The organism is Novosphingopyxis baekryungensis DSM 16222 (assembly GCF_000420305.1).
Classification (GTDB): domain Bacteria; phylum Pseudomonadota; class Alphaproteobacteria; order Sphingomonadales; family Sphingomonadaceae; genus Novosphingopyxis; species Novosphingopyxis baekryungensis.
Map to the genome: position 1 here is coordinate 42,511 of NZ_ATUR01000010.1, position 11,820 is coordinate 54,330.

The window sequence follows — 11,820 nt, forward strand, 5'->3', positions numbered from 1 at the left end:
GTTCGGCCCGGTCCACCGGGCGCATGTCCGGGAGATACTATCGATGCACAAGCCTGTCGTCACGATCATGGCATTCGCGCTGCTTGCCGGATGCGGAGAAGCGGCGCGGGAGGATGGGCTGGGCGGAGCGGCGGCGGATGCGCCCATGGCCGACGGGTCGGCAGCGGCGGATGGCACAGACGCGATCGAGATCGTGCCCGGCTCTCCTTCGCCTATCGACGATGCGCCGCCGGAAGCCGATGAGCCCGCACCGCAGGCCGAACCGGTGATATCGGAGCCGTTTCGCGGCCGCTGGGCGAAGACGCTGGACGAATGCCGAACGGAGCCGGCCGGTGCGCGCATCATCATCGGCGCATCGGAGGTGCAATTTGCAAAGGTTACGGGCGATCCGCTGGTGGTCACGCAGCTTGGGGACCGATCGATCTCCGTCCATTTGCGGCTGGTGGCGCCCAAGATGATCGCCGAACGCACCGACCGCCTGACGATCGATCCGGACGGCAATTCGCTGCTATATCTTAAAGGAGACGTTCCCACCGAGCTAAAGCGCTGCCCCGCCTGACGCGCCGGATTTGTCGGCGCGGCACGCCCCGTTCGTTCAGCGCGCTGGACGCATGGCAGGGTCTTTCCAGCTGCCGCTGTTCTGATATTCCTTTTTCACCCGGCTGTCCGGCAGGTTGCTGGCCGCAAAGGCCTGCTCGCCGCCCCGCGCCTTGGCCGCGCTGGAATAGTCCGGCTTGGCATAGCTGGTGACGGGAGCCACCGGATTGCCAGCCGAAGGCGCGGCCGCTTGCGCCGCGGCTAGGCTGCGATTCTGCCGCTCGGCCTGCGCCTTGGCGGCGGCATAGTCACGCTCATAGGCGCGCTGCAGCTCGATCGGGTCGGGCAGCTCGCTCGCCGGGGTGGGGCGTGGCAGGCGGGCTTTCGGGCCGGGTAGCGGCTCGCCGCCGGCATAGGCCCGCTGGAAGGCGGGCGCGGTGCCGGCCTGGCCACGGAACCGATAGAAACGGTGCGCGCCGATGGTGCCGATGAAATGCAGGCTGGGCGCCCAATAAGGGTGCACTTCGGTGGTGTGATAATGGGTGGCGAGGCCAGCGGGCGCGTAAACCGATCCGTTCAGCGCCCTGGTGGCCACATCATGCGCCCGGTTCCAGTATAGCGGCTGACGGCCACGCGCCATCGATCCATCGCAGCTATAGCTGAACTGGCATCCGCTCCACCGCTCGGACCCCTGATAGACTACGCCGCAGACATTGTTTGGATAGCTGGGGTGGCGCACGCGGTTCAGGATCACCTGCGCCACGGCTTCCTGCCCGACGTCCGGCTCCAGCGCGGCTTCATAATAGATCGCGTCGGTCAGGCATTGCAGGGCGCGGCTATAGTCGCTGGTGCCGGCCTTGACGAAAAATGGTTTCGCCGCGCCGGCGGGCAGAACGGGAAGCTCGCTTGCGCCATCTTCGCTCGGCAGGCCCTGGCCATGCGCGGCGGGCTCCTGCCATGCATCGGCGGCGGGCAGGCTGCGCTGATCCATGAAGTAAAAGGCCGATCCGGGGAAATTGCTCGCCGCAATCTCGGCATCGCCAAGGCCGCTGTTTGCCGCATCCACCAGCGCGTCATTATCTGCCGTCATCTGCGCGAAACCGGGCACGAACGCGAGCATCGAAAATGCGATCAGAACGATGATCAGTTCCGTCGGCCCGACAAAATGCGGACGCAGCGCACGCGGCGTCAGCGAGCTCAATACATTGCGCAACCGAATCGATTTCATCATAGTTCCAAAAAGCCAACGCCCCTGAATGACAGGATTTTTCGCACAATCACCGGGTGTTATACGCCCTGTATCACAGCGGGACGCGGCAGGCCCAGAGACTTAATTTTGCGCGGCGGTGCATCCAAAACGACAAGGTCATCATTCCAGCCTGTAGTGATGACCGGCCCGCGCCACTCCTTTCGTTGCGATTGATGGTGCGGCAGGTGGGGCGGCGCATATGGCAACGGAGCGCTTCAAACTCGCGAGCAGGCGCGCTAAGGAAGGCGTGCTGAGCATCTTGGCGGGTCGAATGGAAAGATATGAGAATGACGTGGAAGTTATGGGTTGCAGCGCCGCTGATATTGTCGATCGCCGCGTGCGATTTCAATGCGCAGAACGATCAGCCTGATCCGGCCGCCGACACGCCTAGCTCGGTGCCCACCCCGTCGGAGGAGAATGCGGTGACGTCTGGCGAAGCGGACGATCAGGCCCAACGCTTTGCCCGGCTGGCACTGGCCTGCGTGAACAAGCAATATCCCAACAAGATCAGCCATGTGCTGAGCGGCCCGGACGATGTGCAATCGCCGCAGCAGCTGCACCCGGCCTTTTATGGCTGTTTCGACTGGCATAGCTCGGTGCACGGACACTGGATGCTTGCGCGGCTCTGGGGGCAGGACAAGCTCGGCACGTTGAGCGAGGAGGCGCGCACGGCGCTGGTGCGCAATCTGAGCGCTGAGAATATCGCGGCCGAGGCCAAATATCTGATGGGCGCGGACCGGGGCAGTTTCGAGCGGCCCTATGGCATGGCCTGGTTCCTGCAGCTGATCGCCGAGCTGGAAGAGATCGCGGCGCGCGGTGGGCCGAAGGGCGAGACGGCTGCGGCGCTGGTGCAGAATCTGAAGCCACTGGAATCGGTGGTGCTCAACAAGCTGAAGGACTGGATTCCCAAGCTGGTCTATCCGATCCGCGAGGGCACGCATAACCAGACCGCTTTCGCCTTCGGCCTGATGCTGGACTATGCTCGTGAGCATGGCGATCAGGGCCTGTCAAAGATGGTGAGCGAAAAGGCACGCGAATTTTATGGCGAGGACCAGAATTGTCCGATCGGCTATGAACCGTCGGGCGAGGATTTCCTGTCTCCCTGTCTGATGGAAGCGGATCTGATGCGGCGCGTGCTGCCGCGCGACGAATATCGCGTCTGGCTGACCGGCTTCCTGCCGGGCCTGCCCACCGACGGATCGACCGACTGGCTGGCCGTGGGCGAAGTGCGCGACCCCACCGACGGCAAGCTGGTGCATCTGGACGGGCTGAACCTGTCGCGCGCCTGGGCGCTGCGCGGCATGGCCAGCGGTCTGGCCGAAAACGACACGCGCCGCGCATCGCTGCTCGCCACGGCGGACAAGCATGCCGCTGCCGGGCTGGAAAAGGTCACCGGAGAAAATTATTCCGGCAGCCACTGGCTGGCCAGTTTCGCGACTTACCTGACCACCAATCGCGGCATCCGCGGCGAACCGGCGGCAGAGGCCGAGTCAGGGCGCATCACGCCTGTCGACAAGTCTCCCGCTGCCGATCCCGGTGCCACGCCAAAGGCCAGGGACAGCGGCAAGGCACGCTAGATCGCAGGCACGCTGGCGTCGGTTGTCGGCGCCCTGAGTGTTTGCATCGTCTTCCAGCCACATGATGGCGGGGTTCTACGGGCGGTGGGGCAAAATCCCGCTTCATCGCCGCACTGCTTCTGTGTGATGAAGAAAAGCTATCGGCCTGGATGCTTCACGCATGCGCGCCAATATTGTAGGGCATGGCGGAAACCGGCGCTGTTGCCGGTATCGAAGGATGAGAGACATGGCGACCGATTGGACCCCGCAGAGCTGGCGCGCGCATGAAGGCATTCAGATGCCCGATTATCGCGATGGAGCCGCGTTGCAGGCGGTGGAGCAGTCGCTCGGCAGCTATCCGCCGCTGGTGTTCTCCGGCGAGATCGATGCGCTGAAGTCCGAACTGGCCAAGGTGCAGGCGGGGCAGGGCTTCCTCCTGCAGGGCGGGGACTGCGCCGAGAGCTTCGCCGAATTTCATCCGGACAATATCCGCGACAGCTTTCGCGTCATCCTGCAGATGGCGGTGGTGCTGACCTATGCCAGCAAGCTTCCGGTGGTGAAGGTGGGCCGCATGGCGGGGCAGTTCGCCAAGCCGCGTTCCGCACCGACCGAAGTGCAGGGCGCAGAAGAACTGCCCAGCTATCGCGGCGATATCATCAACGACATCAATTTCGAGGCCGGCGCGCGTGAGCCCGATCCGCAGCGCATGCTGAGCGCCTACAGCCAGGCCGCCGCCACGCTCAATCTGCTGCGCGCCTTTGCCGGCGGTGGCTTCGCCAATCTCGGCAAGGTCCATCAATGGACGCTGGATTTCATGGGGCAGGGCAAATGGGCCAAGGCCTATGAAGACATGGCCGACCGGATCGACGAGGCGCTGGCGTTCATGGCTGCTTGCGGGATCGACCCGGAGCGCCTGCCGCAGCTGCAGTCGACCCCCTTCTACACCAGCCATGAGGCGCTGCTGCTGCCCTATGAGCAGGCGCTGACGCGGCCCGGCCCGACCGGCCAGCAATATTACAACACCAGCGCGCATTTCCTGTGGATCGGCGATCGCACGCGGTTCGAAGGCTCGGCGCATGTCGAGTTCATGCGCGGGCTGGCCAATCCCATTGGCATGAAATGCGGCCCAAGCCTGGAGCCGGATGCGCTGATCCGCCTGCTCGACGTGATGAACCCGGAGCGTGAAGCGGGACGGATCACGCTGATCAGCCGCTTCGGCCATGACAAGGTGACCGCCGGGCTGGCACCGCTGGTGCGCGCGGTGGAGCGGGAAGGGCACAAGGTCATCTGGTCCTGCGATCCGATGCACGGCAATGTGGTGAAAAGCCCGAGCGGCCTGAAGACCCGCCCGTTCGAGCGCATTCTGGGCGAAGTGCGCGGATTTTTCGATGTGCACCGTGCCGAAGGCACCCATGCCGGCGGCATCCATATCGAAATGACCGGCCAGAACGTGACCGAATGCACCGGCGGCGCAGCCGAGGTGACCGATGACATGCTGGCCGACCGCTATCGCACGCATTGCGATCCCCGGCTTAACGCGTCGCAGTCGCTCGAACTGGCCTTCCTGCTGGCCGAGATGCTGAACGATGAAATGGCGGAGCGCCGCGCCGAGGCGGCCTGACCGTGATGCACGACGCTGCGGAACGCGGGGTCGGTGGAAAATACCGGTTGGACTGTTCGCGCAATTCCTGCTGATACGGGGCAGATCGCGACACTGTCTGGCTGGGCCAGTTGTAAGAGGACGCTATGTTCTGATGGTTGGTCAAGGGTCTGGATAAGGGGGCTGGGTTAGAATGAACGAAGCGCAGCGCCTTCAGGCTTTGCATGCCACCGGTCTGCTGCAGAGCGGCAATGAGGAGCGGCTCGACCGTATTGCGCGTCTGGCCGCCTATGGCCTGAACGCCAAAGTGGCATTCGTATCCCTGCTGGACGGCGACACGCAGCATTTCAAGGCGCGCCACGGCACGGACCTGACCCAGACTGCTCGCGGCATCGCCTTTTGCGATCATGCCATCCGCAACCCCGATGAGGTCCTGATCGTGCCGGACGCGCGGCTGGATCCGCGGTTCGCCGACAATCCGCTGGTGACGGGCGACATGCAGATCCGCTTCTACGCCGGACAGCCGCTAGTGACCCGCGATGGTCATGCGATCGGCACAGTCTGCGTGATCGACGATGCGCCGCGCGAGGGGCTGGGCGAACGGGAGCGCGCCGTGCTGGCCGATCTTGCCGAAACGGTGATGGTCGGCATTGCCCTGAGCCAGCAGATCGAAGACCTGTCGGTTGTGAATGCCGAGCTGAAGCACCGCATGGGCAATATGTATGCGCATATCGGATCTTTGGTGTCGCTGATCGGGCGCGATACGCCGGACAAGGACACGCTGATCCACAAGCTGCAGGAGAAGATTGCCAGTTTCGGCAGGATGCAGCAGCTTCTTGCCGATCAGAACTGGAAAAGCGTGGGCATGACCGAACTGGTCGAAAATGTCCTGGCAAGCTATCGTTCCGATCGGCCAAGCCACCGCATCACGGTGCAGCAGGAGGCTGACTTCCTGCTTTCGCCGCGCGGCGCATTCGTCGTCACGCTCATGATCGGCGAGCTGGCGACCAACGCGGTCAAACATGGCGCGCTGAGCGTGGAGGTCGGCGAGATCGGTTTTGGATGGTCCACCGATGGCGATGTGCTGCAGTTCGAATGGCGCGAGCAGTTCGATCGCGGTGACCGTCCGGTCAAGGAAGGGCGTGGCTTCGGCACCGATATCCTGAAGCGCATCGTGCCGATGGACATGCGCGGCACGTCGGAGCTGAGCTTCGGCCGTGACGGCATGCAGTATCGCGTCAGCGCCCGCACCGATCGCATCACCGCCAGCTGATCCGGCCGATCCAACTGATGGTTGCGATGGCCTTGAGCCGCTGGCTCACAACCGCCCGCTGCGCCGCCTTGTCCTGATCCAATTCCTCCGATTTCCGTGGCCAACCTTGGAAACGGTTGTTTTTCGCTACCAGTGCAAATTGGCAACAGCAGTGCAATTTTGCTGACTTCTGTGCGGGTTTGGCTTGTTTTGCGCAAATTTCACCGGTAGGTGCGACTGGCATACCCAACGCCTGAATAATCCAGGCGATGAAATAATCAGGAGAGAATGCCACCATGACCACCCGTTCGCACGTCCGCGTCCGTCACGCGCTTCAGCTTTCCGTCGCCGTTACAGCGCTTGCCCTGCCGGGCGCGCTTTTCGCGCAGGCCGCCGCCACCGCGCCGGCTCAGGACACCGTCACGCAGCGCGCGCAGGTGGAAGACCGCAGCGTCACGACCGAAGTCGACGATTCCGGTATCATCATCGTTCGCGCCCAGGGCCGTGAGCAGTCGCTGGCCGATGTTCCGATCGCCGTGAACGCCGTGTCCGGCGAAGAGCTGGCCAAGTCCGGCGCCAGCGACATTCGCGAGCTGAACCAGGTCGCGCCGTCGCTGCTGGTGTCCTCCACCGGTAATGAAGCCAATGGCTCGGCGCGTATCCGCGGCATCGGCACCGTGGGCGACAACCCCGGCCTCGAAAGCTCGGTCGCAGTGTTCGTCGACGGCGTCTATCGTTCGCGTTCGGGCAATGCGCTCAGCGAACTCGGCCCGATCGATCGCGTGGAAATCCTGCGCGGCCCGCAGGGCACGCTCGGTGGCCGCAACAGCTCCGCCGGTCTGATCTCGATCTACACCGCGCCGCCGGAATTCGAATTCAACGGCTATGGTGCCTTCACCTACGGCAATTACGACGCGATGAAGTTCGAAGGCGGCGTGAACCTGCCGGTCGGCGAAACCCTCGCAGCGCGCGTCGATGGCGTCTATTTCAAGCGTGACGGTTTCTACAACGACGTCGTGAACAATGTCGATGTGAACAATCGCGACCGGTATCTGGTTCGTGGTCAGCTGCTGTTCGAGCCAACCAGCGCGCTGACCGCTCGTCTGGTGCTCGACTATTCCGAGAAGAACGAGGCCTGCTGCGCCGCCACCTTCGTACAGCCGGAATTCGCGCCGCTCGCGCGCGTCAGTCCCGGCCTCGACGGCTATAACCGTCCCAATATCGGTGCCCCGGCGCTCACCAGCACGCAGAACCCGATCATCCCGATCCTGCTGGGTCTCGGTCAGAACCCCAATGCGCTTACGCAGAGCACGTTCAACCGGGACATCTACGTCACGCCCGGTCGTTCGTTCGAAGGCCAGACCAAGGATTACGGCGCGTCGCTCGAGGTCAATTATGACCTTGGCAATGTCGAGCTGACCTCGATCACCGGCTACCGCGAGTTCAACAACTTCCAGGGTTCCGACACCGACTATACGCAGGTCGATATTCTCTATCGTGCGCCTGCGGACAATGCCGGATCGCGCCAGTTCCACACCTTTACCCAGGAACTGCGCCTGCAGGGTTCGGCGTTCAACGATCGCCTCGACTGGCTGGTTGGCGGCTTCTACGCCAATGAAGATCTGAAGGTGCAGGACAATCTGCGCTTCGGCACGCAATATGGTGCCTTTGCGCCATGCCGCATCATCAATGCCATCAATCCAGCACTTGCCTCACCAGGCAGCACGGGTTGTATCAGTGCGGGTGGACGTGCCGTGTTGCAGGGTGCCAATGGCGGCGCTGGAGCATTTGGCCCAGCAACCGGGCTGATCTTTGCTGGCTTGGATAATCTCGCCAACCTCAACGATCTTGGCGGGACCGGAGACGTCTACAACCAGAACAGTGAAAGCTTTGCAGCATTCACGCACAACATCGTCCATCTGACCGATCGCCTCGATCTGACCTTGGGTCTGCGGTACACCAATGAAACCAAGACGTTCGATGCACTTCTTGGCAATGACAACACGATCTGCCCGCAGAACCGTGCACTGCTTTCTGGGCTGCTCGGCGTACCAGCCCTTGCCGGTCTTGCTGGCGGTTTGATCTCGCTGTCCTGTCAGGGCAACAGCACGTCGGAAATCGATGGTCTGACGCTCAACGACAAGCGCAACGAGGAAGAGGTGACCGGTACGGCCATCCTCAGCTACAAGCCGACCGACGATCTGCTGGTCTACGGAAGCTATTCGCGTGGCTATAAGGGCGGCGGTTTCAACCTCGATCGTTCCGGCCTGACCGGTGCGTCCGGCGCAGGCGTGATTGCCGGCCCGCTGGTGGCAGGCGATGTGGCGAACCTCCAGTTCGCGCAGGAAACGGTAAATTCTTACGAAATCGGTGCCAAATACGGCACGCGCGAATTCTCGTTCGGTCTGTCCGCATTCCGTCAGGAGTTCAGCAACTTCCAGCTGAACACCTTCAACGGTTCGGTCTTCCTGGTGCAGAATATCAACGCCTGCTCCACCGATCTGGCCGGCGGGGACCGCGATGCCAGCGACACAACCGGCGTCTGCGATCCGGATGACGTGAAATATGGTGTGGTGGCGCAGGGCGTCGAACTGGAAAGCTCGATCAACCCCACGCGCTATCTCAGCTTCACCGCCGGTCTGACCTATGCGGACACCACCTATGAGAACAACCTGATCGGCAATGACAATGGCTCGCCGCTCGATCCGGCTCTGCGCCTCCTGCCGAACGACAATCTGTCGAACGCGCCGGAGATCACGGCCACCGCATCGGCCAGCTGGACGCCGCCGCTCGGCAATTCGGGCTTCTCGGGTCTCGCCTATATGAACGTCCGCACGGTGGGGGATTACAACACCGGTTCGGATCTGCTGTATGGCAAGGAACAGGATGGCTTCACGCTGGTGAATGCACGCTTGGGCGTTCGCGCCCCCGACAACCAGTATTCGGTGGAAGTGTTCGCCCAGAACCTGTTCAACGTGGACTATACGCAGGTGGCCTTCAACACGCCGTTCGTGGCATCGCAGCAGACCTATTCGGCCTTCCTCGCCGAACCACGGACCTACGGCATCACGGTGCGCGCTGGCTTCTAAGCCATCGTATCACGGCCAATATGGGGCGCGTTCGCATGTCGAACGCGCCCTTTTTTTCGTCCGGGGGCGCGCTTTTAACCTTTCCTAGACCGGCGTCTCGCACTGATACGATGCGCGCACGGCGCTTGGCATGTCCGCGCACCATTGTAGAATGCAGGACATGGCCCTGATGAAACTCGCCCGATATTCCTTGCAGATGATGATCCTGCTTCCGGTATTGTTCGGCATAACGTTCATGCTGGTCAGCCTGACGGGCAATGACGAAGCGACGGCGCAGACCGCGCGCGAACCGGACATCTGGGTTGATCCGGATGGTTTCGTTCGCGAAAAGGCCGGGGAGCCGCCGCGCCGGATCAATGAGCAGGCGGCCGATGCACGGGCACCGCGTCGCCTCTCCGCGCCAGGCACGCAGGCGGCGGCAAATAACGCGGCGCCGACAGCCTCCGCCGCAGCCTTCCGCCCCACCACCGTTCGCGAGCTCCCGTCCCCGCTGGAATCAGGCGAATGGATCTGGGATGACCGGCACGCCCCCGATCTGCCGCTGCGCATCGTGGTGGATATCGATAGCGAGCAGATTTACGCCTATCGCGGGGGCTATGAAGTCGGCCGGGCGACCATCATTTATGGCGCCGATCACAAGCCGACGCCGCTCGGCACGTTCCCCATCCTGGAGAAGGACGAGGACCATGTGTCCAATCTCTATGACGCGCCGATGCCCTATATGCTGCGGCTGACCTGGGACGGCGTGGCGATCCATTCGTCCAATGTCGATAATCGCTATGCCACGCATGGCTGTGTCGGGGTGCCGGATGACTTCGCGGCGAAATTGTTCGCGCGTGCCAGGCTTGGCGACATGGTGACCGTGACCCGCGGCTGGACCAAGCGCTGGGGCTGATAGCCCGCATGAAAAAGGGCGGCACGCCAAGCGCACCGCCCTGAAAGCTTGGACTGGTTCTCAGCGGGCTCAGTGCCGATCGTCCAGAAACGGATAGTCCGTATAGCCCTTTTCATCGCCGCCATAGAATGTGTCCTGATCGGGCTTGTTCAGCTTGGCATCGCGCCGATAGCGTTCGGGCAGATCGGGATTGGCGATGAACGACCGGCCAAAGGTCACCGCATCGATATTCCAGCCATCGATTTCGCTGACCGCGCTTTCGGCATCATAGCCGCCATTGGCGATATAGAAGCCGTCATACTGCTCGCGCAGACGGCGGATAAGGGCCTGTGCCTCGCTGTCGCCATCGCTGCCGGGGAACGCCTCGACCACGTGGAGATAGGCCAGATCCCGCTCCGACAGCTTCTGATAGACTGCGCTGAACAGCTTTTCCGGATTGCTGTCAGAGATATCGCCGGCCTGGCCGAGTGGCGAAAGGCGCACGCCGATGCGCTCCTCGGGATAGACCTGGCTCACCGTGTCCAGCACTTCGCTGAGCAGGCGCATACGGTTTTCGATCGAACCGCCATAATTATCGTCGCGCTTGTTCACGCCGTCCTGCAGAAACTGGTCGAGCAGATAGCCATTGGCCGCGTGCACCTCGATCCCGTCGAAACCGGCGCGCTTGGCGCATTCGGCGGCCGTGTGGAAATCGGCGATCGTCTTGGCAATGCCATCGGCATCGAGCGCGACCGGCTCGCTCACCTGCTCGAAACCGTTGGCGGTGTAGGTCTGCGCATCGGCCTGGATGGCGCTGGCGGAGACGGGCTGCTTGCCTTCGGGCAGGAGCGAGACATGGCTGATCCGGCCGACATGCCAGAGCTGGCAGAAAATGCGTCCGCCACCGGCATGGACCGCGTCCACCACCTTCTTCCAGCCATCGACATGCGCTTGCGTATAAATGCCCGGCGTGTCCAGATAGCCCTTGCCCATGTCGGATATCTGCGTGGCTTCGGAGAAGATCAGCCCGGCGCTGGCGCGCTGCCGATAATAGGTTTCGGCCCATTCCCTGGGCGTCCCGTCACCCTGCGAGCGATTGCGCGTCAATGGCGCCATCAGCACGCGGTTGGGGAGGGTAAGATCGCCCATGCGGATGGGTTCGAACAGCAGGCTATGGTCGGTCATGATCGACTCTTTTCTTCTTGGAGGAGAGGGGGAGTTTGCCGGTCAACCGATGGCGGCTGCCCCCGTTCCCGCATCGCTGCATAGAAATGCTTGGGGGCTGCAAGTCCTTTGCAGGACGCATGCGCCTCCCCATATCCGGGCTCATAAAGATATTGGAAGGACAGGACCAATGGCAGGCGGATGGGCACGGGACGGTGCGGTACAGGATCAGATCGACGATACGATCAGCGACGCTGTCGCCTCGGCGCGGGCGCATATGCCCCACGGCGAGAGCGCGGAATATTGCGATATCTGCGGGGAGGATATTCCCGAAAAACGCCGCGCTGCGCTTCCGGGCGTGCGCACCTGTGTCGAATGCCAGGCGTCACGCGACAAGGCGCGACAGGCCGGCGGCATCAACCGTCGCGGCAGCAAGGACAGTCAGCTGCGGTAGAAAAGGGGGCAGCTGCGTTAGGAAAGACGGCAGCTGCGGTAGGAA

General features: G+C 62.7%; 10 protein-coding genes. 7 read left to right on the plus strand and 3 right to left on the minus strand.

Annotated elements, in window-relative coordinates; all coding sequences use genetic code 11:
- Nucleotides 1–43: 43 nt before the first annotated feature.
- Complete coding sequence (locus tag G410_RS0114665) at nt 44–559, plus strand: hypothetical protein (protein ID WP_022674413.1); 516 nt, start codon at nt 44–46, stop codon at nt 557–559.
- A gap of 36 nt (nt 560–595) precedes the next feature.
- Here the strand turns inward: G410_RS0114665 and G410_RS17045 are convergent, their stop codons facing one another.
- Complete coding sequence (locus tag G410_RS17045) at nt 596–1,765, minus strand: cell wall hydrolase (RefSeq protein ID WP_022674414.1); 1,170 nt, start codon at nt 1,763–1,765, stop codon at nt 596–598.
- A gap of 308 nt (nt 1,766–2,073) precedes the next feature.
- On the opposite strand from G410_RS17045, the gene G410_RS17050 reads away from it, so the two are divergent.
- From G410_RS17050 to G410_RS17560, 3 genes are all read left to right on the plus strand, one after another.
- Entirely contained in the window at nt 2,074–3,363 is a 1,290-nt protein-coding gene (locus G410_RS17050) for a DUF2891 domain-containing protein (protein ID WP_022674415.1), read from the plus strand.
- A gap of 226 nt (nt 3,364–3,589) precedes the next feature.
- Nucleotides 3,590–4,963 (plus strand): class II 3-deoxy-7-phosphoheptulonate synthase, encoded by a 1,374-nt coding sequence (locus G410_RS0114680; RefSeq protein ID WP_022674416.1) that lies wholly within the window; start codon nt 3,590–3,592, stop codon nt 4,961–4,963.
- A gap of 172 nt (nt 4,964–5,135) precedes the next feature.
- Nucleotides 5,136–6,215 carry a GAF domain-containing protein gene (locus G410_RS17560; RefSeq protein WP_022674417.1) on the plus strand — a complete coding sequence of 360 codons (1,080 nt, stop codon included), beginning with the start codon at nt 5,136–5,138 and terminating at the stop codon, nt 6,213–6,215.
- On the opposite strand, the gene G410_RS18095 is transcribed toward G410_RS17560, so the two are convergent.
- Complete coding sequence (locus G410_RS18095) at nt 6,202–6,492, minus strand: hypothetical protein (RefSeq protein ID WP_156851982.1); 291 nt, start codon at nt 6,490–6,492, stop codon at nt 6,202–6,204. The two genes, G410_RS17560 and G410_RS18095, sit on opposite strands and share 14 nt — an antisense overlap.
- Here G410_RS18095 and G410_RS0114695 point away from each other — a divergent pair.
- The gene (locus G410_RS0114695; RefSeq protein WP_022674419.1) at nt 6,491–9,283 is read left to right on the plus strand and encodes a TonB-dependent receptor; all 2,793 of its coding nucleotides are present in this window, start codon (nt 6,491–6,493) and stop codon (nt 9,281–9,283) included. The two genes, G410_RS18095 and G410_RS0114695, sit on opposite strands and share 2 nt — an antisense overlap.
- Nucleotides 9,284–9,452: 169 nt before the next feature.
- Nucleotides 9,453–10,178 carry a L,D-transpeptidase family protein gene (locus G410_RS17840; protein WP_245559380.1) on the plus strand — a complete coding sequence of 242 codons (726 nt, stop codon included), beginning with the start codon at nt 9,453–9,455 and terminating at the stop codon, nt 10,176–10,178.
- A gap of 69 nt (nt 10,179–10,247) precedes the next feature.
- Here G410_RS17840 and G410_RS0114705 read toward each other — a convergent pair whose 3' ends face one another.
- A complete protein-coding gene (locus tag G410_RS0114705; protein WP_022674421.1) occupies nt 10,248–11,342 on the minus strand; it encodes an alkene reductase in 1,095 nt (364 codons plus the stop codon).
- A 169-nt stretch (nt 11,343–11,511) separates the two neighbouring features.
- Between G410_RS0114705 and G410_RS0114710 the strand changes: the two genes are divergently transcribed.
- Complete coding sequence (locus G410_RS0114710; protein ID WP_022674422.1) at nt 11,512–11,775, plus strand: DksA/TraR family C4-type zinc finger protein; 264 nt, start codon at nt 11,512–11,514, stop codon at nt 11,773–11,775.
- Nucleotides 11,776–11,820 lie beyond the last annotated feature (45 nt).

What these genes read in the sequence shown, in the direction of transcription:
- G410_RS18095 (WP_156851982.1), bottom strand. Translation starts at nt 6,492, where the DNA reads ATGGTGGCATTCTCTCCTGATTATTTCATCGCCTGGATTATTCAGGCG.
- G410_RS0114705 (WP_022674421.1), bottom strand. Translation starts at nt 11,342, where the DNA reads ATGACCGACCATAGCCTGCTGTTCGAACCCATCCGCATGGGCGATCTT.
- G410_RS17045 (WP_022674414.1), bottom strand. Translation starts at nt 1,765, where the DNA reads ATGAAATCGATTCGGTTGCGCAATGTATTGAGCTCGCTGACGCCGCGT.
- G410_RS0114695 (WP_022674419.1), top strand. Translation starts at nt 6,491, where the DNA reads ATGACCACCCGTTCGCACGTCCGCGTCCGTCACGCGCTTCAGCTTTCC.
- G410_RS17840 (WP_245559380.1), top strand. Translation starts at nt 9,453, where the DNA reads ATGAAACTCGCCCGATATTCCTTGCAGATGATGATCCTGCTTCCGGTA.
- G410_RS0114665 (WP_022674413.1), top strand. Translation starts at nt 44, where the DNA reads ATGCACAAGCCTGTCGTCACGATCATGGCATTCGCGCTGCTTGCCGGA.
- G410_RS17050 (WP_022674415.1), top strand. Translation starts at nt 2,074, where the DNA reads ATGACGTGGAAGTTATGGGTTGCAGCGCCGCTGATATTGTCGATCGCC.
- G410_RS17560 (WP_022674417.1), top strand. Translation starts at nt 5,136, where the DNA reads ATGAACGAAGCGCAGCGCCTTCAGGCTTTGCATGCCACCGGTCTGCTG.
- G410_RS0114710 (WP_022674422.1), top strand. Translation starts at nt 11,512, where the DNA reads ATGGCAGGCGGATGGGCACGGGACGGTGCGGTACAGGATCAGATCGAC.
- G410_RS0114680 (WP_022674416.1), top strand. Translation starts at nt 3,590, where the DNA reads ATGGCGACCGATTGGACCCCGCAGAGCTGGCGCGCGCATGAAGGCATT.